This window comes from Catellatospora sichuanensis (assembly GCF_007483665.1).
GTDB lineage: Bacteria > Actinomycetota > Actinomycetes > Mycobacteriales > Micromonosporaceae > Catellatospora > Catellatospora sichuanensis.
In genome coordinates this window covers 57,677-79,180 of the sequence record NZ_ML660187.1, presented here as the reverse complement: position 1 = coordinate 79,180, position 21,504 = coordinate 57,677, and the positions used below count along the sequence as shown (strand labels likewise).

Here is a 21,504-nt window from a genome sequence, read left to right as displayed (position 1 = left end):
ATCGGCCGGTCCCGCCGCCCTGCCGCCGACGAGCGCAGCGAGGAGAAGGCGTGAGCGAAGTGGTCACCAGGCAGCCGCCGGCATGGTTCGAACCGCTGCTGACCCGGGTACGCGCCGCGCGCGCCGTCGACTTCACCCGCATCCCGACCCCCGACGAGGGCGGCCGGCCCGCCGCCGTGCTCATCCTGCTGGCCGAGGGCGAGCAGGGGCCGGACGTGCTGATCATGCAGCGCTCCGCGACCCTGCGCAACCACGCGGGCCAGCCCGCCTTCCCCGGCGGCGCGGTGGAGCCCGCGGACGCCGACCTGACCGCGACCGCCCTACGTGAGGCGAACGAGGAGGTCGGGCTGGACCCGGCCAGCGTCACCGTGCTGGCGCAGCTGCCCACGTTGTGGATCCCGGTCACCGACTTCCTGGTCACCCCGGTGTTGGCCTGGTGGCACGCGCCGCACCCGGTCGGCGCGCACGACCCGGGCGAGGTGGCGCACGTGGCCCGGTTGCCGCTGGCCGAGCTCGCGGATCCGGACCACCGGCTGCGGGTGCGCCACTCCAGCGGGTGGATCGGCCCGGCCTTCCAGTCGCGCGGCATGCTCGTCTGGGGCTTCACCGCGGGCGTGCTGTCCACGCTGCTGGAACTCGGCGGCTGGGCGCGGCCCTGGCCCACCGACCGGATCGAGGCCCTGCCCATCCCGGCCGCCACGCTTAGTGGCACCACCGATGTCCCTTCCGTAGGCTGAGCCGATGTCGATCGTCGACGGTGTCCTGATCATCCTGCTGCTGCTGTTCGGTGTGAGCGGCTACCGGCAGGGTTTCGTGGTGGGCGTGCTCTCGTTCATCGGGTTCTTCGGCGGCGCCCTGATCGGCCTACAGCTCGGGCCGCTGCTGGCCGGGCTGCTCGACGACTCGGTGCTCAAGCTCGTGGTGTCGCTCATCGCCGTGTTCGGTCTGGCGGTGCTGGGCCAGTCGCTGGCCGGCTGGTGGGGCGGCAAACTGCGGCGGGCGATCACCAATCGGGCCGGGCAGACCGTCGACGACCTGGGTGGTGCGGTGGTCTCGGTGCTGGCCGTGTCGCTGGTGGCCTGGTTGGTCGCGGTGCCGCTGAGTGACGCCGCGCAGCCCGGGCTGGCCAAGGCGGTGCGCAGCAGCAGTCTGCTCGCGGCGATCGACTCGGTGATGCCGGGCGAGGCGAAGACGCTCACCGAGGCGCTGCGCGACACCGTCGACACGAACGGCTTCCCCGAGGTCTTCGGCGACCTGGTGCCGACCCAGGTCAAGGAGGTGCCCGCGCCGGATCCGAAACTGGCCGGGTCGCAGGTCGTGCTGAACGCCAAGAAGTCCGTGGTGAAGGTGCTCGGCAGCGCGCCGAGCTGCAGCCGCCGCATCGAGGGCTCCGGCTTCGTCTTCGCCGACGAGCACGTGATGACCAACGCGCACGTGGTGGCCGGCACGAAGACGATCCGGATCGAGCTCAACGGGGCCCGGCTGAGGGGCGATGTCGTGGTGTACGACCCCGAACGCGACCTCGCCGTGATCCACGTGCCGTCGTTGAAGGCGCCGGTGATGCGTTTCGCGAACTCGCCCGCCAAGACCGGCGCCGATGCGATCGTGCTGGGCTTCCCGCTGGACGGGCCGTACAACGCGCAGTCGGCGCGGGTGCGTGACGTGGGTGACATCACCGGCCCGGACATCTACGAGGACGGCACCGTCACCCGCGAGGTCTACACCATCCGCGGCCTGGTGCGCAGCGGCAACTCGGGCGGCCCGCTGGTCGCCGCGGACGGCAGCGTGCTCGGTGTGATCTTCGCGGCGGCCGCCGACGACCCCAACGTCGGGTACGCGGTCACCGCCGACGAGGCCTCCACGATCGCCCTGATGGGGCGCACCCGCACCAGCGCGGTCGGCACCGGCAAGTGCGCCTGAGCCTCACCGGCCGGCGGGCAGCCGCTCGAACCGAACCGGTGGTCGCCCGAGTCTCGGCGACGCTGCGCCTCAGCGGCTGTCGGGAAGCCTGTTCGATCTGAGGTCCGCGTGGCGCAGCGCGGTGATCGCACTGCCCGCCAGCGCGACGACGCCGACCAGCGCGAGGTTCAGTCCACCGCGCTCGCGGCGGGGCAGCACCTCGGCGGCGACGGACGGCGACGTGACCGGCGTGGGGGTGTTCCTCGTCTGCGGTGGCGCCGTGCCGAAGCCCGTCTTGCCCGGCGGTGGCGCGGTGTCCAGCGTGTTCGTCCGGACCGGCGCCACCTCGGCGGTGAGCGCGGCGACCGGATCGACCAGGCCGTAGCCGTAGTCGTCGTCGCGGCCGGGTCGCCCGAGGTCCTGTGCGGTCGTGATCAGCCGCTGCACCACTTCGGCGGCGGGCATGTCCGGCCAGCGGGAGCGGACCAGCGCCGCGGTCGCCGACACCAGCGGTGCGGCGAAACTCGTGCCCTGCACCTTCCAGTAGCCGCCAGGCCGCGCGCCGACCAGATCGGTGCCGGGCGCGGCCAGCACGGCCTGCGCGCCGGTGAGTGAGCCCGGCCAGAGCTGGTGGCGGTTGCCGGGGGCGATCGCGGTGACCGCGAGCACGCCCGGCTCCCGGGCCGGATACCAGATCTCGGTGGGGCCGCCGGTGCTCACGTTGCCGACGCAGGCCACCACGACGACGTTCTTGGCGAACGCGTAGTCGATGGCCTCGGCCAGCGCTTCGCTGGCGCCACCGCCGCCCAGGGACAGGTTGACCACGTTCGCGCCGTGGTCCACCGCCCAGCGGACCCCCTCGGCGACCACCCGGGCGTCGTCGTACTTGTTGCCTTCGTCGAGCACCCGCACCGGCAGAATCTTCGCCTTCGGAGCGAGCCCGACCACCCCGCGGCTGTCGTCGGCGCGACCCGCGATCAGCGCGGCGACGGTGGTGCCGTGGCCGACCGGATCGTCACGGCCGTTGCCGGAGTTGTCCACCAGGTCCAGCCCGCTGAGCACCTGGCCGTTCAGATCGGGGTGGTCTCCGACGCCGGAGTCGACCACCGCGACGGTGACGCCCGCGCCATCGGCCAGCTGCCAGGCGCGCGTGGCGTGCAATGTGGCCAGCTGCCACTGGTCGTCGGCGGTGCCCGCGCGGGACGCGCGCTGCTCCGCGACATCGGACCGCAGTTCCGTCACCTCGGGAGCGACCGCGTCCTGCGGCGTGGTCGCGGCCAGGCTGCCGAACGCGGCCAGGATCAGTGCGCCCACGACGCGTAGCAGCGCCGTCGCATCTTTCCGCGGCACGGCGCTGACCAGGCGGGGAGTCCGGAGTCTGGACACAGTTCCGCCATTCTCACACGGCTACCCGCGCGGAGGAAGAATTGCCGCTCGTCTTGCTGACGCGAGCCGAGCGAACGCGGCTACGCCGCCCAGCCCTGAATCAGCCCGTAGACACCGAGCACCCAGGCCGCCACCGGCACCACCGAGACGACCACCAGCAGGTCGAACAGGTCCGCGGCGCGGCCGACGTACGGCGAGGGGGCCTTGCGGGACCAGGTCTGCCCGGCCAGCACGATCACCATGGCCAGCACCACCGTGCCGACCGCGAAGAACGCCCGGGTGCTGCCCTCGGACAGCCACACCGCCGCGCCCAGCAGGAGCAGGTGGCCGAACAGGCCCGCGACGACCAGCGGCACCCGCTGGCGCACCGTGACGAACAGGCGCGAGCGCAGCAGCAGCGCGGTCGCGCACACCGCGACGAGCACCCGGCCGGCCGTGCCGCCCGCGGTGACCAGGATCAGGCCGGCCGCCGCCATCAGCACGGCGTATCCGATCAGCATGCCCGTGAGCAGCTCCTCCGAGCGCGCCACGGCGGCGAACACGCGGGAGCGGTCGGGCAGGTTCGTGGCGGCCCCACGGCTCGCGGGCACCATCGCGAACGCGCTCTCGCCATCGGCCGGGCGCGGCGGGGTCACCGAGGGCACCGGCACCTTGCCGAACCGGATGGCCAGCACCGGCACCAGGCCGATACCGCAGACCAGGGCGCTGACCAGGACGGCGGCCGCACCGGCCGCGCCCAGCCCGGCCAGCAGTGCGGTCAGCGCGCCGAGCAGTCCGGCCGTGCTGCCCGCGGTGAACACGCGCAGGCCGTGGCCTACCCCCGCGGCGCCGAGCATCGCGAACAGCAGCACCGCCACGCAGCCGACCAGCAGCTGCGACGCGCCGAGCCAGGACGGCAGCCCAGGCGCACCCGCGCCGTCCGCGCCGCCGAGCACCAGCGCGCCACCCGCGAACGCGTACGGCAGGGCGAAGCCCGCCAGGGCGCTGCCGGTGACCCCGTCCCCGTACGCCCGGGACGCGAGCACGCCGCCGACCAGCAGCAGCACCGCCACGGTCAGGCCGAGGTAACCGCCCGGCGTCCACTGCGGACCGCCGTGCACCAGTGCCAGCACGCCCGCCACCAGCAGCACGCCCGCGCCGACCAGGGTGGCCATCCGGGTGGCCGCCGGGGTCCACACCGTGCCGCGGCGGCGCGCACCCTCGGCGATCGCCTCGACGACGTCGTCGTACTCCAGCTCCGGCCACTGTTCCTGGGCCGGGACCAGGTGCAGGACCTCGCCGTCGCGTACCGACTGCTGCTGCAGCGACATGCTCTCGGTCAGCGGGCTGCCGTCGGCGCGGCGCAGCACCCAGCCGCCGTGCTGCTCGCCGTCGTCGGCGAGGCCGACCCCGGCGTGGCGCAGCAGATCCGGCAACAGGTCCACGACGGTCACCTGCTCAGGCAGCGCCACGTCGACGCGGCGCTGCGGCGTGTGCAGCGTGATGCGGGCAAGGCCGGTGGGGGACGCGGTCGTGGCGGCGGGGTAGCTCACCCGGTACGTCTACCACGTCGTGCCGTGGTGCGTCATCCCGCGGCCGTTCCCGCGCACGGGCGCGGAAACGTGGCATGGCCTAGCATGGCGGGCGATCGACCGTCTTGGGGAGGGCGTCGCATGGGTACGGTGATCGTCAAGCGGGCGCCTCGGCGGCCCGCGCCGGAGATCCCGGCCGGTGAGCTCGTCATCGACGCGCCGCCGGAGATTCCGCAGGCCGCAGGCGGGCGCTGGCAGCAGGCCATGATGATCCTGCCGATGCTGGGCAGCGGCCTGGGCATGGCGATGATGGTCGGCCGCGGCAACGGCGACAAGATGTCGTATGTGGCCGGCGGCATGATGGGCGTCTCCAGCCTCGGCATGATCGCGGCGAGCCTGATGAACGGCGCCGGCCAGCCGAAGAAGGCCGAGATGATGGCGGCGCGCCGGGAATACCTGCGCCACCTGGCCGGCCTGCGCCGCCGTGCCCGCCAGGCCGTCCAGCAGCAGCGCACCGGCCTGTTCTACCGCCACCCCGACCCGCAGCGGCTGTGGTCCACGGTGGACAGCTTCCGGCTCTGGGAACGCCGTCCGCACGACCCCGACTTCGGCATCGTGCGCGTGGGCCTCGGCCCGCAGTCGCTGGCCACCCCGCTGCTGCCGCCGGAGACCCGCCCGCTCGAGGAGCTGGAGCCGATGACGGCGGGGGCGCTGCGGCGCTTCCTCGACGCCTACTCCGTCGTCCCCGACCTGCCGGTGGCGCTGTCCATGCGCGGCTTCGGCCGGGTGTTCCTACGCGGCGACAGCGCCGCCCCGCGCAACGACGGCATGTACACCACGGGTTTCGCCGCCGACCACCGCGACGGTGGCGACGTGCACGGCCTGGCCCGCGCGATGCTCGCGCAGCTGGCCGTGTTCCATGCGCCCGACGACCTCATCATCGCGATCTGCGGCTCGTCCTACCGCCGCGAGGCGTGGGACTGGGCCAAGTGGCTGCCGCACCACCAGCACCCGAGCCGGGTGGACGCGCTGGGCCCGGCCCGGCTGTTCGCCACCTCCGCCCAGGAGATGGAGGCTCTGCTGGCCGAGGTGCTCGCGGGCCGGTCGCGCTTCGGCGCCGGGGAGGGCGCGCCGCACGTGGTCGTCGTGCTCGACGGCGCGGACATGGCCGGGGCGGGGCAGCTCGCCGTGCCCGAAGGCCTGTCCGGCATGACGATCCTGGACCTGGACTCCCCGCCGCCGCGGCTGCTGGAGCGGGGCATGCTCACCCTGGAGGTGCGCGGCCGGGAACGGGCGCTGCACACCGTCACCTCGGCCTCGGTCGCCGAGGTGGGCGTCGCCGACCGGCTCAGCGTGGTGGAGGCCGAGGCGCTGGCCCGCCGGCTCGCCCCGCTGCGCCTGTCCGCCACGACCATCACCAGCAGCAACGCGATGACGTCCGAGAAGGGCCTGGCCGACCTGCTCGGCATTCCCGACCCGGAGCGATTCGACGTGGCGTACGGCTGGTCGCCGCGCGCGAACCGCAACATGCTGCGGGTGCCGCTGGGTGTCGGGCCGGACGGTTCGCCGGTCGAGCTGGACATCAAGGAGTCCGCGCAGGACGGCATGGGCCCGCACGGCCTGCTCGTCGGCGCGACCGGCTCCGGCAAGTCGGAGCTGCTGCGCACGCTGGTGCTCGGCCTGGCCGCCACGCACTCCTCCGAGCAGCTCAACTTCGTGCTGGTCGACTTCAAGGGCGGTGCGACGTTCGCCTCGCTGGACCGGCTGCCGCACACGTCCGCGGTCATCACCAACCTGGAGGGCGAGAGCCACCTGGTGAACCGCATGGGCGACGCGATCACCGGCGAGGTGCTGCGCCGCCAGGAGCTGCTGCGGGCCGCGGGCAACTTCGCCAACCTCAAGGACTACGAGAAGGCGCGTACGGGTGGCGCGGCGCTGGCCCCGCTGGCCTCGCTGTTCATCGTCTGCGACGAGTTCTCCGAGCTGCTCACCGCGAACCCCGACTTCATCGACATCTTCGTCCAGATCGGCCGGGTCGGCCGGTCCATCGGCATCCACCTGCTGCTGGCCAGCCAGCGCCTGGAGGAGGGCCGCCTGCGCGGCCTGGACACCCACCTGTCGTACCGGATCGGCCTGCGCACCTTCTCCGCGATGGAGTCGCGGGCCGTGCTCGGCGTCGGCGACGCGTACGACCTGCCCAAGGCGCCCGGCCACGGCTACCTGAAGTTCGGCTCGGAGCCGTTGCAGCGGTTCAAGGGCGCGTACGTGTCCGGCTCGTTCAAGAAGGCCGGGGAGACCGCCGCCCGCCGCGTCGACGGCCGTGACCTGGTCTACGACTTCAGCAACCACTTCGTGCCGGTGCCCCAGCGCCCGGCGAACGCCGAACCCGAGGTCAATTGGGACGTCAAGCCGGGCGAGAGCCTGATGGACGTCATGATCGAGCGCATGGTCGGCCAGGGCCCGCCCGCGCACCAGGTGTGGTTGCCGCCGCTGGACGTCTCCGAGCCGCTCGACCTCGCCTTCGGGCAGCTCGGCCTGGTCGAGGGCCGCGGCCTGACGGTCGCCAACCCGGACCTGCGCGGCGCGCTGCGGGTGCCGGTCGCCGTCGTCGACAAACCCGCGCAGCAGCTGCGGGACCTGCAGTGGCTGCGGCTGGCCGACGGCGCGGCGGGCCACGTCGCGATCGTGGGCGGTGGTCAGAGCGGCAAGTCCACCCTGCTGCGCACGCTGATCACCGGCCTGGCGCTGACGCACACGCCGCAGGAGGCGCAGATCTACTGCCTCGACTTCGGCGGCGGCTCGCTCGGCGCGCTGCGGGAGCTGCCGCACGTCGGCGGCGTGGCGGGACGGCAGGACGCGCTGATGGTCCGGCGCACCGTCAGTGAGGTCGCGCAGCTGCTGAACATGCGCGAGACCCGCTTCGCCGAGCAGGGCATCGAGTCGATGGCGGCGTACCGCCGGCTGCGCGCCGCGGGGCGGTTCACCGACGACCCGTACGGTGACGTGTTCCTGGTCGTGGACGGCTGGAGCACGCTGAAGGAGAACTACGAGGACCTGGACCCGATCATCACGGACTTCGCGACCCGGGGTCTGGCCTACGGCGTGCACGTGGTGGCGACCTCGCTGCGCTGGCGCGACTTCCGGGCCAACATCCAGGACCAGTTCGGCAGCAAGCTCGAGTTGCGGCTGGGCGACCCGAGCGACACCATCTGCCGGGTCCGCAAGATTGCGCCGCAGGTGCCGTCGCGCCCCGGCTTCGGCCTCACCCCCGACGGGCTGTTCTCGCTGGCGCTGCGCCCGGACGTGGACGCCGTCGGCCACCGCGACGACCTGATCCAGCACATCGCCAAACACTGGGACGGCATGCCCGCGCCGCGGGTGCGCATGCTGCCCAGCGTGTACGCGTACGAGCGGATGCCCCTGGAGACCGGCGGCGAGTGGACGCTGCCGATCGGCCTCGGCGACGACCTCACCCCGGCCACCGTCGACTTCTACGCCGACGTGCACCTGACCGCGTTCGGGGAGAGCGAGAGCGGCAAGTCGACGCTGCTGCGCCAGATCGCGCGCACGATCACCCAGCGGTACACCCCCGACCAGGCCAAGATGATCATCATCGACCCGCGGCGCAGCCTGCTCGGGGCGGTGACCACCGAGCACCAGCTCGCGTACATCAGCAACCTGTCCCAGATCCGCGACTACGTCGAGGCCATCCGGGTCAAGATGGAGGAGCGGCGGCCGCCGGACGGCACCCGCCCGCAGGACATGCCGCTGCGGCCCTGGCTGGCCGGGCGTGGCGAGTTCTTCCTCATCATCGACGACTACGACGTGGTCGTCTCCGGTGGCAGCCACCCGATCGAGCCGCTGGCCGACTTCCTCTTCCAGGCGCGCGATGTCGGTCTGCACCTGATCGCCGCCGCCGGCGCGAACTGGGGCGGCAACCGCTCGAACTACGACGCGGCGCTGTCCCGGCTGGCCGCCGCGAACGCGCCGTACCTGATGCTCTCCGCCGAGAACATCGTGACCGCGCCGTTCGGCAGCCGGATGAAGTACGACCGCATGCCGCCCGGTCGCGGCCGCCTCATCACCCGCCGTGGCTCACGGCTGGTCCAGCTCGCCGAGCTGCCCGCGTTCTGAGCCGCCTCCCCACGACGAAGGGCGCGACCGGAGAATTCTCCGGTCGCGCCCTTTCGACATGTCCGGCCTCAGTGGCCGCCGTTCTCCTTGGCGCGCGCGAAGGAGCGCACGATCTCCGCCTCGGCCTCGGTGCGGCCGACCCAGGTCGCGCCCTCGACGCTCTTGCCGGGCTCCAGATCCTTGTAGACCTCGAAGAAGTGCTGGATCTCGAGACGGTCGAACTCGGCGACGTGATGGATGTCACGCAGGTGCTCCAGGCGCGGGTCGTAGGCCGGCACACAGAGGACCTTGTCGTCGCCGCCCTTCTCGTCACGCATGCGGAACATGCCGATGGCGCGGCACTTGATCAGACAGCCGGGGAAAGTCGGCTCCTGTACCAGCACCAGCGCGTCGAGCGGGTCGCCGTCCTCGCCGAGGGTGTTCTCGATGAACCCGTAGTCGGCGGGGTACTGGGTGGAGGTGAAAAGGGTGCGATCCAGCCGGATCCGCCCGGTCTCGTGGTCGACCTCGTACTTGTTGCGCTGCCCCTTAGGGATCTCAACCGTGACGTCGAAATCCATTTCACACTCCCATTGGCCTGTTAGTTCGCCGACGTTGGCGAATTTTAGCTAGTCTCGCCTGGCTGGTTTCGGGCATCGGAGGAGGGCCGCGTTGGGGAGGCAAGGTTCACACTACGGTGCCGAGCCCGGAGATGCCGCGGGTTCGCCGTCCGGCCCGCCGGGCGAATGGGTGTGGAACGGCCAGGAGTGGGTCTGGCAGGTCCACAGCGGTTATCCACAGGCTCCGGACCAGGGAAGCAGTGGGTATCCACCGGCTTATCCACAGACCGCAAGTCCCCGACCGGGTGCTTATCCACAGGATGTGCACAGCTCTCCCCAGGATCGCCAGCCCCACGACGGCCGTCCACAGGCCGCCTCGTACGGCAATCCACAGACTTACGGCACGCCGCAGGGCGCTCCCGTCCACGGTGAGCCCCAGCCCGGCCAGCCCCAGCCTTACGGCTCCGCGCAGGTCCCGTCCGGCCGCGGTTCGGCTCAGGTCCCACAGGGCCAGTACGGCTCGCCGCAGGGCCAGTACGGTTCGCCACAGGTCCCGCAGAGCCAGGCGTCGCCCGGTCACTACGGTTCGCCGCAGGGCCAGGTCTCGCCTGGCTACGGCGCGGCTCAGGTCCCGCAGGGCCAGGGCGCCGGAGGTTACGGTGCTGCCCAGGCGCCGCAGGGGCCGGGAACACCGGCCGGCGGCCGCCCTTCGGCGACCCGGCCCGGTGAGTACGGCCGACCCGCCGCCCCTGAACCCGCCGCCCCGAAGGGCGGCAAGCCGAAGAAGCGCCGCAAGGGTGTGCTCATCACCGTGTTGACGCTGGTGGTCGCGCTCGGCGCGGGGCTGGGCGGGGTCGCCGTGCTCAAGCCCGACCTGATGTCGAACCTGCTGGACGCACCCGACTGGCAGTCGCCCAGCGCGGCCCCGCCCGCGGAGCCGGTGGCCAGGCCGGTGCTGGCAGCCCTGACCGACGCCCCGATCCCGGACGCCGCGCTGCTCAAGCAGGTGCTCGACCCGCTGGTGGTCGGTTCGCCGCTGGGCAGCAGCGTCAGCGCCTCGGTGGTCGACGTCAGCACGGGCGAGGTCCTCTACGAGCGCACCCCCACCGCGATGATCACTCCGGCGTCGAACACGAAGCTGGTGACGGCGGCGGCGGTGCTCGCCACCAGGGGTCCCGACCATCGGATCACCACCCGTGTGGTGGCCGGGCCGAACCCGGGCGAGGTCGTGCTGATCGGGGCGGGTGACGCCACGCTCGGCGTGACGGCCAAGAAGTTCTACGAAGGCGCGGCCGAGCTCGACGACCTGGCGGCACAGGTCAAGAAGGCGATGGGGGACACCCCGATCACCAAGGTGATCACTGATGGAAGCCTGTTCACCGGGCCGAACGCGTCGCCTGACTGGCCGACGGACACCCTCGGCGAGGGCAACGTCTCCCGGATCACCGCAGTGATGATCAACGGCGCGCGCACCGACATCAAGGACCGCGTCATGCCCTTCAACCGGTACAACGACCCGGAGCGGGCGGCCGGCGACGCTTTCGCGAAGCTGCTCGGGCTGACCGGCAGCGCGAAGGGCAAGGCGCCCGCGGCGGCGACCACCGGCTCGGCGGCTCCTTCGCCGCAGGGCAGCGCTGCCGCGGCCGGGCCGCCGGCGCCGGGCAAGGAGCTGGGTTCGGTGCGTTCGGCGCCGCTGCTGCGTCAGGTCGAGCAGATGCTGACCGAGAGCGACAACACGCTGGCCGAGGCGCTGGCGCACCAGGTCGCCCTGGCCAAGGGCCAGCCCGCCTCGTTCGCCGGGGCCGCCGCCGCGATCGAGCAGGTGGTGACCGAGCTCGGCCTCGACGCGACGCAGAGCGACCTGCTGGACGGCTCCGGCATGTCGCCCAAGAACAAGATCTCACCGAAGGTGCTGACCGGTCTGCTGGTCAAGGCCGCCGGCGGCACCGACTCGCACCTGTCCGACTTCTTCAACGGCCTGCCCGTGGGCGGTTGGTCCGGCACGATGACGCTGCGTTTCGCCAAGTCCAAGGCCGGGTTCGGGGTGGTCCGGGCCAAGAGCGGCACCCTCAACGGCGTCAACTCGCTGTCCGGTGTGGTGCAGACGGTCGACGGGCGGCTGCTGGCGTTCGCGGTGCTGGCCGACAACGTGCCGAGCGACCGCGAAACCGCCCAGAACTCCCTCGACAAGATCGCCGCCGCGGTCGCGGTCTGCGGCTGCCGCTGAGCCGCCGGACCACCGCGGCTGTCGCAGCCGCAGTTCGAGCGTCAGCCGCCGGTCAGCTCACCTGACCGGCGGCTGACCGCGATCCCGCCCGGCAGCAGTGTCGCGCCCTGCCCATGCCAGGTCGTGACCAGCGCGTCCAGGGCCGCGACGTGCCGGTGGGTCAGCGCCGCGCGGCGCGCGCCCAGCTCCGCGGCCCAGGCGTGCAGCACGCGGGTACGCAGCGCCGCGGGCAGCCCGCCCAGCGCGCCGGCGGACAGCCCGGCGGGCGTACGGCAGCGTTCCAGCGCGTTCCCGGCCAGCTCGTCGAGCAGGTCGGCGTCCGCGCCCAGCAGGGCCGCGGACCGGGCCAGGTTGGCCACGACGCCCTCGCCGAGCGCGGCGACCAGAGCGGGGAGCGCGTCGGCGCGCACCCGCGACCGGGCGTACGACGGATCGGTGTTGTGCGGGTCCTCCCACGGCACCAGGTCCTGCGCCGCGCATGCGGCCCGGCAGGCCGAGCGCGGCACGTCCAGCAGCGGCCGGCTGAACCGCGCCCCGGCGTGTTCCCGGTGCACCGGCATCCCGGCCAGCCCGCGCGGCCCCGCCCCGCGCGCCAGCGCCAGCAGCACCGTCTCGGCCTGATCATCACGGGTGTGTCCGAGCAGGACCGTCGCCGCGCCGAGCCGCCGGGCCGCCTCGGCCAGCGCCGCGTACCGCGCCTCCCGCGCCGCCGCCTCCGGCCCGCCCCGCGTACCGACCTCGACCGTCGCAACCTCCACCAGGTCGAATCCCTGCTCCCGGGCCCACCGCGCGACCTGCTCGGCCCGTCCCGCCGACCCGTCCTGCAACTGGTGATCGACCGTCACCAGCCCGACCCGCCACCCCACCCGCGGCGCGACGAAAACGGCCCCCGCCGCCAACGCCAGCGAATCCGCCCCACCCGAACAACCCACCAACACCAGCGGCCGCCCACCCCCCGCGACCTCGCCCGACGACCCGTCCCCCTGCCGCAACTCGTCAAGACTCGCGCCCTCGGAGCCGTCCTGAGTCCGCGACTCTTCAAGAGTTGCGGCAGGCTCGGCCGGCGTGGCCGCGGGCAGGGTGGTCAGGGTGTGGCGGATCGCGGTGCGGATCGCGGCGACCGAGGGGTCGAGCCTCATCCCCGGGTGTCGGCGGTGACCACGCGGGCCACCCACGCGTCGGGGTCGGCGATCTCGTCCAGGGTCGGCAGGGTCTCCTTGGACTCCCAGATGCGGTTCAGGCCGTCCATGCCGACCCGGTCCAGCACGGACTGCACGAAGACGCGCCCCTCGGCGTACTGCCGCATCTTGATGTCGATGCCCAGCAGGCGGCGCAGATACTGCTCGACCGGGTTGCTCGGGTGGCGGCGGCGGTCGAACGCGGCCCGGATGGTGGCGACACTCGGGATGACCTGCGGCCCGACGCCGTCCATGACCACCTCGGCGTGGCCCTCCAGCAGCGTCAGCACCGCGGTGAGGCGGTCGAGCACGGCCCGCTGCTCCGGTGTCTGCACGGCCTCCAGCAGCGATGCGCCGCGGGTGCCCTCCGGCTCGCGGGCGGCCTTGATCGCCGCGCCGAACTGCTGGTAGGCCTGGCTGAGCAGGTTGCCGGTGGGCGGCTCGGTGGCCTCGACGAAGGCCCGCACCTCGCTGAGGAAGTGCTCGCGCAGCCAGGGCACGGCGGTGAACTGGGTCCGGTGGGTGACCTCGTGCAGGCACACCCAGAGCCGGAAGTCGCGGGGGTCGGCCTTGATCCGGCGCTCCATGCCGACGATGTTCGGCGCGACCAGCAGCAGCTGCCCGGCCTGCACGGGCCGTCCGGGCTCGGCGGGCGGCGCGGCGAAGATGTCGTACTGGCCGAGCACCTTGCCGGACAGGTAACCCAGCACCGCTCCGGCTTCGACGCCGGTCACCTTCGCGCCGACCAGGTTGCCGAGGAAGCCGACCTTCTCCTCCAGCTTGTCGGTCAGCGGCGTGATCACCGTACGGAGCCCCTGCACGTTGACGTCGGCCCAGGTGCGCCGGTCGACCACGCGCACCGGCGCGTCCGGCACCTGCGGCGTCATCTTCGTGTACTCCGCGACGTGGCCTATCGCTTCGTCGGCCAGCCGCCTCAGGTCGCGGACGACCGCGGTGGCCTGCTCGTAGGTCACCGACGGTCCGGTCGGGCCGAACCGCGCGGCGGTGGTCGAGGCGAGATCCCAGTCCACGAGAGCCATAGCTAAGAACCTACTCTCCCGTAGCCATATCGCCCCGCGCCACGTGTTTGGATCTAGAGATGCGACAAGCGGTGTACGCGCCCCAGGGAGTGGTGGCCACGAGCCAGCCGCTGGCCGCCCAGGCGGGCCTGGCCATGCTGCGTGAGGGCGGTTCGGCGGTCGACGCGGCGGTGGCCGCGGCGGTGACGCTGACCCAGGTGCAGCCCGGCTCCAACGACATCGGCAGCGACCTGTTCGCGCTGGTCTGGGACGGTAAGGAGCTGCACGGGCTGAACGCCTCGGGCCGCGCCCCCGCAGCGCTGAGCCTGGCCACGCTCACCGCGGCCGCGAAGCCGCCCGGCGGGGCCCTCGGCGGCGGGCAGGCACGGGCCGCGCTCGCGCCACCAGCCCGCGGCTGGCTGCCGGTGACCGTGCCGGGCGCGCCCGCGGGCTGGCAGGACCTGCATGCGCGGTTCGGGCGGCTGCCGTTCGAGCGGCTGTTCGCCGACGCGGTGCACTACGCCGAGCAGGGTTGGACGGTGTCGCCGACGGTCGCCCAGCGCTGGGCCGAGTCGGTGAAGGTTCATCGCGGACTCGGCCACCCCGAGTGCCGGGCCTGGGCGGACGTGTACGCGCCGGGCGGGCGCGCGCCGCGGGTCGGCGAGCTGTTCCGCAACCCGGGCGCGGGCCGGGCGCTGCGGCTGATCGGCGGCAGCCACGCCGACTCCTTCTACCGCGGGGAGATCGCGCAGGCGCTGTCGGCGTACGCGGCGGACACCGGTGGCCTGCTCATCGCCGCCGACCTCGCCGAGCACACCAGCACCTGGGTCGAGCCGGTGAGTGCGGACTACCGCGGGCACACCGTGTACGAGATCCCGCCCAACGGGCAGGGGGTGGCGGCGCTGCAGGCGCTCGCGCTGCTCGACGGGTTGCCGCGGCACGGGCTGCACGAGCAGATCGAGGCGATGAAGCTCGGCTTCGCCGACGCGCACGCGTACGTCGCCGACCCTGCCGCGTACCCGGTGCCGGACCTGCTCGACCCCGCCTACCTGGCGGCGCGGCGGGCGCTGATCGGGGACCGGGCCGGTGACCCGCCGCCCGGGGACCCGATGAAGGGCGGCACCGTCTACCTCGCCGCGGCCGACGCCGACGGCATGATGGTCAGCCTGATCCAGTCGACGTACCAGGGCTTCGGCTCGTTCGTGGTGCTGCCGGAGTACGGCTTCGGGCTGCAGAACCGCGGGGCCGGGTTCAGCCTCGACCCGGCCCACCCGAACGTGGCCGCGCCGGGCAAGCGCCCGTTCCACACGATCATTCCCGGCTTCCTGTTCCGCGACGGCGCGCCGCTGGGGCCGTTCGGTGTGATGGGCGGGCACATGCAGCCGCAGGGCCACCTGCAACTGGTGCTGGCGACCGTGGACGACGGGCTGGGCCCGCAGGAGGCGCTGACCCGGCCGCGCTGGTACTGGCACACCGCGCGCCAGGTCGAGGTGGAGCCGGAGTTCGACCCGGCGGTGGTCGAGCAGTTGAGGGCGCGGGGCCACGAGGTCACCGTGGCCACGGACCGGTCCACGTTCGGCATGGGCCAGGCGATCTGGCGCATCCCCGGCGGTTACGTCGCCGGCTCCGAACCCCGCGCCGACGGCCAGGCCGCCGCCTACTGACCGCCGGGGCATGATCACTGTTTCGTGCCATGATCTGCGGTTCTACCGCAGGTTCCGGCACGGAGCAGCGATCTCCAACCACCCGCCGATGGGGTAGCGGGAGCAGGTCCGGCGGGGGTGCGCCAAGTCCAGGGTTGGTGCGTGGTCGTTGACGCCACTGTGAAGATGGCGACTTTTGTCCGGATTAGCTGCGGGTTCGCCCTGGTGGCGGGCGTGGCGGTGCTACCGGCGGGCGGCGGTGCGGCCGCGCCGGACGGCCCGCAGAAACTCCAACCGGCCTCGCGGGTCACGGCCGGGCGCGCGCCCACCAGCAGGCTCGCGAAGACCGACCGCAGCCTGCTCGACCGCACCGACGGCGAGCGCATCCCGGTGCTGGTCAAGCTCGACCACGACGCGGTCGCCAGCTACGCCGGCGGGGTGCCGGGCCTGGCCGCGACGAGCCCGGCGGCCACCGGCACGCGGCTGCGCGGCGGCGACGCGGAACGGGCCTACGAGCAGTACCTCGAGCAGCGTGAGCAGCAGTTCACCTCGGCGCTCGCCACCCAGCTGCCGTCGGCACGGGTAGGCCAGCGGCTGCGCACCGTTTACGGCGGCGTGGCTTTGACGCTGCCCGCCAACGAGGTCAAGAAGCTGCTCGCGGTCGAGGGCGTGGTGGCCGTGCAGCGCGACGAGCTGCGCGAGCCGCTGACCGATTCCTCCAGCTCCTTCATCGGCGCAGACGTGCTGCAGAGCGGCGCGGGCGCGAACGGCGCCCCCACCAGCCAGGCCGGCAAGGGCATCGTGGTCGGTGTGCTGGACACCGGCGCGTGGCCGGAACACCCGTCCTTCGCCGACCAGGGTGTGCTGGCCGCGCCACCGGCCAAGACGGACGGCACGGCGCGCCGCTGCGACTTCGGCGACAACCCGCTGACGCCCGGCAAGGACGTGTTCCGCTGCAACAACAAGCTGATCGGGGGTGCTGCGTTCCTGAAGGGCTATCTGGAGGTGTTCCCGGACGAGACGTACAAGTCGGCCCGCGACGGCGACGGGCACGGCACGCATACCGCCTCGACGGCCGCGGGCGGCGTGCTGGCCTCGGCGAAGGTGTTCGGCGTCGAACGCGGGCCGGTGCACGGGGTCGCGCCGGGCTCCTGGCTCAGCGTCTACAAGGTCTGCGGGGCCAACGGCTGCATGTCGTCGGACTCGGCGGCCGCGGTGGCGCAGGCGGTGCGCGACGGCGTCGACGTCGTCAACTTCTCCATCTCCGGCGGCACCGACCCGTTCAGCGACCCGGTCGAGATGGCCTTCCTGGACGCGTACGCGGCGGGGGTCTTTGTGGCCGCCTCGGCGGGCAACTCGGGTCCCGATGCCGGCACGGTCAACCACCTGTCCCCGTGGGTGACCACGGTGGCCGCCTCCACCCAGCGCCGCGAGTTCAGCGCGGGCCTGACCCTGCAGGCCGGCACCGCGACCAGGCAGCTGAGCGGGGCCTCGCTGACCGCGGGCGCCGGGCCGGCCCCGCTGGTGCGGGCCGGTGACGTCCCCGCCTACAAGGGCGGCACGACCTGCGCCAGGCCCGCGAAGAAGGGCCAGTTCACCGGAAAGATCGTCGTCTGCGAGCGCGGCGGCAACCCCCGGGTCGAGAAGGGCTGGAACGTGCGCGAGGGCGGCGCCGTCGGCATGGTCCTCTACAACCCGGACCTGCAGGACGTGGAGACCGACAACCACTGGCTGCCCACGGTGCACCTGGCCGACGCGGCGGTGCTGGAGTTCCTCGACGCGAACTCCGACGTCACCGCGACGATCACCGCGGGTCAGGCCAACGCGGGCACCGGTGACGTGATGGCCGCGTTCTCCTCCCGCGGCCCGGGCGGCCTCGCGCTCAAGCCCGACGTGACCGCACCGGGCGTGCAGATCCTGGCCGGACACACGCCGACCCCTGGTGCCACCGCGGGCGGCCCGGCCGGCGAGCTGTTCCAGGCCATCGCAGGCACCTCCATGTCGTCCCCGCACGTCGCCGGCGCGGCCGCATTGCTGGCGTCCCGGCACCCGGACTGGACCCCGGGCGAGCTGAAGTCGGCGCTGATGACCACCGCGGTGACCGAGGTGACGACCGAGGACGGCAAGACCCCGGCCGGGCCGCACGAGATGGGCGCCGGGCGGATCGCGGTGGACCGCGCCGACCAGGTCGCCCTGACCGTGTCGGACTCCGCCGCCCGCATGATGACGCTGGCCGACGACGAGGTGCGCGCCGTCGACCTCAACCTGCCGTCGATCAACGCGCCGATCATGCCGGGTCGGCTGTCCACGGTGCGCACCCTGCGCAACATGACCGACCGGACCATGACGTACGCCGTCGCGAGCACCGCGCCGAAGGACAGCTCGATCAGCGTCCCGGCGACGGTCACCGTGCCCGCCCGGGGCGCCGCGCCGCTGCCCGTGACGATCTACTCCCGCGCGGCCGGGGACGGCTACCTGTCCGGCGAGATCCGGCTGACCCCGGCCGAGGGCGGCCCGGCGCTGCACCTGCCGGTCGCCTTCCAGCCGTCCCAGGGCCAGGTGACGCTGGCCAGCACCTGCACCGCCAAGAAGGTGACGCTGGCCCGCACCGCGCAGTGCACGGTGACCGCCGCCAACACCGGCTACGACGAGGCGCCCGTGGACCTGACCACCCGCCTGGACCCGGCGCTGGCCGTCACCGGCGTCGACGGCGGGGCCAAGCTGGACGGCCCGCACGAGGTCAGCCACGACACCACGCTGCGCGGCATCGAGCCGGGCAAGCCGGACGTGGCGGAGCTGGACGACCGGGCGTGGAAACCGCTCGACGTCACGCCCGACGCGATCGGCGACGAGGAGATGATCAATTACGACGTGCCCGGGTTCGGCTACGCCGGCCAGACGTACACCCGCATCGGCGTGGTCTCCAACGGCTACCTCGTCGTCGGCGGCGGCACCGTCCAGGACGTGCGCCTCGAGCCCCCGGGCGCGGCCGAGGGCGAGCCGGCCACCGACCCGGACCGGCCCAACAACGTGCTGGCCCCGTACTGGGCCGACATGGACGGCACCAAGGCCGACGGGGTGCGCGTGGCCTCCGTCCAGGGCGGCGGCGCGGAGTGGATCGTCGTCGAGTGGCGGGTGAACCGCTTCGGCACCGAGGACACGCAGCGCTTCCAGGTCTGGCTCGCCACTGGCGAGAACGAGGACATCCGGTTCGCGTACGACGCCAAGAACCTGCCCGGCGGCGCGAAGGTGTTCGCGATCGGCGCGGAGAACGCGCTCGGCGAGGGCATCCTGCGGACCGAGCAGCCCGGTCCCGACCTGCGGGTGCAGAGCACGGGCGGGCACCCGGGCGGTGTGGTGTCGTACACCGTGAAGCTGCGGGGCGTCATGCCCTCCGACGCACGGGTGACCACCAGCATGACCAGCCCGGAGGTTCCCGGCACCACCGTCGTGCGCACCCGCATCCCGGTGGTCGTCCCGTAGCGAGCCGCTCCTGAAGTGGCGACGTCAAGAAGGGCACCTTCTACAACGCACAGCGTTGTGAAGGTGCCCTTCCTTCGTCAGGTGGTGCGGAAGGTGTGGCGGTAGACGGCGGGGGTGGTGCCCACGCGGCGGTGGAAGTGGTGGCGCAGCGTCGCCGAGTCGCCGAAGCCCGAACGCGTCGCCACCGACTCGACGCTCAGCTCCGTCTCCTCCAGCAGCCGCCGGGCCAGCAGCAGGCGCTGATGAGTGAGCCAGTCGTGCGGTGTCGCGCCGGTCTCCGCCCGGAACCGGCGCGCGAACGTGCGCGGAGCCATGTGCGTACGCGCCGCGAGATCGTCCACGGTCAACTGCTCGTCCAGGTGCGTGAGCAGCCACTCCAGCAGCGGCTGCAGCGTGTCGCAGTCGACCTCCGCCGCGATCGGCGCCTCGATGAACTGCGACTGCCCGCCCGCCCGGTGCGGCGGCACCACCATCCGCCGGGCCAGCTTCGTCGCCACCGCCGCGCCCTGCTCCTGGCGCACCAGATGCAGGCACGCGTCGATCCCGGCCGCGGTGCCCGCGCTCGTGATCACCCGCCCGTCCTGCACGTACAGCTCGTTCGGCGACACCAGCGCCGTCGGATGCCGCTCGGCCAGCAACGCCGCGTGCTTCCAGTGCGTCGTGCAGCGCCGCCCGTCCAGCAGCCCCGCCTGCCCCAGCAGGAACGCCCCCGAGCACACCGACAGGATCCACGCACCCCGCTCGGCCGCCGCGACCAGCGCTGCCACCGCCGCCGGCGGCACCTCCGAGGCGAGCGGATGCGCCGGCACGGCCACCAGGTCGGCGCTCGCCAGCGGCGTCAGATCCGCATGCGGCACGATGCTGAACCCCGACCGGGTACGGATCGGCCCGCCGTCCGGACTGCACACCGCGAACTCGTACGACGGGAACCCGTCCCCGCTCCGATCGGTCCCGAACACCTCGCACAGCACCCCCAACTCGAACGGTGCGACGTCGTCCAGGCCGAGCACGGCCACCCGATACAGCGACATGTGACTCACGCTACTCGATGAATGGCAGAAAATCGAGGGACCCTGTCAATCCTGCCACTGTCCCGACCGAACCGGACACGAGACACTTAATTCACTCCGGTGCGCACCGGCCCAAACCACTTCGAAACGGTGAGGCCGTCATGGAGCTGTTCATCTTCCTACTCGTGTTTCTGCTGGTCGCCGGTGTCGCAGGCCAGTTCGGGATGATCGTCACCAATTCCGACCCCGACGTGCGGCAGAGGCCCTTCATCCGGCAGTCTTGACCCCATGGGCTGGTACGACGCGGACATAGACCGTGTGATCATCACTGAAGAGGAACTCCGCGGTAAGACCGCCGAGCTCGCCAAGCAGGTCGCCGCCGACTACGCGTCGGTCGACGGCCTGCTTCTCGTCTGCGTCCTGAAGGGCGCGGTCATGTTCATGGCCGACTTCTCCCGCGAACTCGGCAAGGTCGGCGGCCCGCCCGTCGAACTCGAGTTCATGGCCGTCTCCTCGTACGGCCAGGGCACCACGTCCTCCGGCGTCGTACGCATCCTCAAGGACCTGGACCGTGACATCGCGGGCAAGCACGTGATCGTCGTCGAGGACATCGTGGATTCCGGTCTGACGCTGTCGTGGCTGCTCAAGTATCTGGAGTCGAGGTCGGCGAAGTCTGTCGACGTCGTGGCGTTGTTCCGGAAGCCTGAGGCGATCAAGGTGCCGGTGCCGGTGAAGTACGTGGGTTTCGACATTCCTACGGAGTTTGTCGTTGGCTACGGTCTTGACTACTCGGAGCGGTATCGCGAGGTGCCGTACGTGGGGATTCTCAAGCCTGAGGTTTATCAGCGCTGATTGTGCGTGGTTGCGCTCCGCAGGGGGTGCCGCCGGGTTCGCTGGGGGCCGCCAAGAACGGGCGGCCCTTTACGCTCACTCCGGCGGCACCCCCTGCTCCGCTCCGGTAGGAGTGGTTGCGGTGGGTGGGCTTGTGCGGGTTTTTTAGGGTCTGCCGAGTCAGTAACGCCCCACACTTGGCTGCTTCCGCTCATCACAGTTCCCACCCGTGTACTCAAATACCGTCATGTGGGGCGTTACCTGTGGGGCGCAAGCGGGCCGCCCTGGTCTCCACGGGAGCCGTCGGGTTGTTACCTGAGTGGTCTGGTCACGGCTGTCGCGTATCCCCTAAAAAGTGCACCCTGGGTATGGGCTGCGCGGAGCGGGGTAGGGGTCGGGGGCGCGTAAAAGCCGCCGGTGTTTGGCGGCCAGCGCCCCCGACCCCTACCCCGCGGAGCGCCCCCAGGGGGTAGCCTCAACCACCCACTCAGCCCAGAGCGAACACAGGCGTGATTTGTCCCGAATGCGGGGGACCTGAGCTGAGAAAACGCTGAACGTTGTGCGATGGGGAGCACGCATCAGCCAACCGAAGGTTTCCACGGTGTACCGTCGACTAACCGGGCCGCGCCCGGTGAGCTGACCGC

Annotated in this window: 13 protein-coding genes and 1 pseudogene; 8 read left to right on the top strand and 6 right to left on the bottom strand. The window is 72.3% G+C overall.

From position 1 onward, the window contains the following. Nucleotides 1-59 precede the first annotated feature (59 nt). Nucleotides 60-737, top strand: a complete 678-nt coding sequence (locus FLL47_RS07575) for an NUDIX domain-containing protein (RefSeq protein WP_144119934.1) — start codon at nt 60-62, stop codon at nt 735-737. 4 nt (nt 738-741) lie between these two features. Further along, the gene (locus tag FLL47_RS07570; RefSeq protein ID WP_144119740.1) at nt 742-1,920 is read left to right on the top strand and encodes a MarP family serine protease; all 1,179 of its coding nucleotides are present in this window, start codon (nt 742-744) and stop codon (nt 1,918-1,920) included. Nucleotides 1,921-1,989: 69 nt separating this feature from the next. On the opposite strand, the gene mycP is transcribed toward FLL47_RS07570, so the two are convergent. Further along, nucleotides 1,990-3,285: a type VII secretion-associated serine protease mycosin gene (gene mycP / locus FLL47_RS07565; RefSeq protein ID WP_425457662.1), complete on the bottom strand. Its 1,296-nt coding sequence runs from the start codon at nt 3,283-3,285 to the stop codon at nt 1,990-1,992. 80 nt (nt 3,286-3,365) lie between these two features. Then, nucleotides 3,366-4,817 (bottom strand): type VII secretion integral membrane protein EccD, encoded by a 1,452-nt coding sequence (gene eccD / locus FLL47_RS07560; protein WP_144119739.1) that lies wholly within the window; start codon nt 4,815-4,817, stop codon nt 3,366-3,368. Nucleotides 4,818-4,937: 120 nt separating this feature from the next. Between eccD and eccCa the strand changes: the two genes are divergently transcribed. Further along, nucleotides 4,938-8,930: a type VII secretion protein EccCa gene (gene eccCa / locus FLL47_RS07555; protein WP_144119738.1), complete on the top strand. Its 3,993-nt coding sequence runs from the start codon at nt 4,938-4,940 to the stop codon at nt 8,928-8,930. A gap of 68 nt (nt 8,931-8,998) precedes the next feature. On the opposite strand, the gene FLL47_RS07550 is transcribed toward eccCa, so the two are convergent. Continuing rightward, the gene (locus FLL47_RS07550) at nt 8,999-9,490 is read right to left on the bottom strand and encodes an inorganic diphosphatase (protein ID WP_144119737.1); all 492 of its coding nucleotides are present in this window, start codon (nt 9,488-9,490) and stop codon (nt 8,999-9,001) included. A gap of 301 nt (nt 9,491-9,791) precedes the next feature. On the opposite strand from FLL47_RS07550, the gene dacB reads away from it, so the two are divergent. Further along, nucleotides 9,792-11,696 (top strand): D-alanyl-D-alanine carboxypeptidase/D-alanyl-D-alanine endopeptidase, encoded by a 1,905-nt coding sequence (dacB, locus tag FLL47_RS07545; RefSeq protein WP_246157644.1) that lies wholly within the window; start codon nt 9,792-9,794, stop codon nt 11,694-11,696. 41 nt (nt 11,697-11,737) lie between these two features. Here dacB and tilS read toward each other — a convergent pair. Both tilS and FLL47_RS07535 read right to left on the bottom strand, forming a co-directional pair. Next, nucleotides 11,738-12,634 (bottom strand): annotated as a pseudogene (tilS, locus tag FLL47_RS07540) (tRNA lysidine(34) synthetase TilS); the annotation flags it as partial. Between the two features lie 197 nt (nt 12,635-12,831). Then, nucleotides 12,832-13,914 carry a zinc-dependent metalloprotease gene (locus FLL47_RS07535; RefSeq protein WP_144119735.1) on the bottom strand — a complete coding sequence of 361 codons (1,083 nt, stop codon included), beginning with the start codon at nt 13,912-13,914 and terminating at the stop codon, nt 12,832-12,834. Between the two features lie 59 nt (nt 13,915-13,973). On the opposite strand from FLL47_RS07535, the gene FLL47_RS07530 reads away from it, so the two are divergent. Beyond that, nucleotides 13,974-15,557, top strand: a complete 1,584-nt coding sequence (locus FLL47_RS07530) for a gamma-glutamyltransferase family protein (RefSeq protein ID WP_144119734.1) — start codon at nt 13,974-13,976, stop codon at nt 15,555-15,557. A gap of 165 nt (nt 15,558-15,722) precedes the next feature. Continuing rightward, the gene (locus tag FLL47_RS07525) at nt 15,723-19,019 is read left to right on the top strand and encodes a S8 family serine peptidase (RefSeq protein WP_144119733.1); all 3,297 of its coding nucleotides are present in this window, start codon (nt 15,723-15,725) and stop codon (nt 19,017-19,019) included. 77 nt (nt 19,020-19,096) lie between these two features. On the opposite strand, the gene FLL47_RS07520 is transcribed toward FLL47_RS07525, so the two are convergent. After that, nucleotides 19,097-20,050 (bottom strand): GlxA family transcriptional regulator, encoded by a 954-nt coding sequence (locus tag FLL47_RS07520; RefSeq protein ID WP_144119732.1) that lies wholly within the window; start codon nt 20,048-20,050, stop codon nt 19,097-19,099. A gap of 140 nt (nt 20,051-20,190) precedes the next feature. On the opposite strand from FLL47_RS07520, the gene FLL47_RS44670 reads away from it, so the two are divergent. Beyond that, complete coding sequence (locus FLL47_RS44670; RefSeq protein WP_281286671.1) at nt 20,191-20,313, top strand: hypothetical protein; 123 nt, start codon at nt 20,191-20,193, stop codon at nt 20,311-20,313. Nucleotides 20,314-20,317: 4 nt separating this feature from the next. Beyond that, a complete protein-coding gene (gene hpt, locus FLL47_RS07515; RefSeq protein ID WP_120317428.1) occupies nt 20,318-20,881 on the top strand; it encodes a hypoxanthine phosphoribosyltransferase in 564 nt (187 codons plus the stop codon). Nucleotides 20,882-21,504 lie beyond the last annotated feature (623 nt).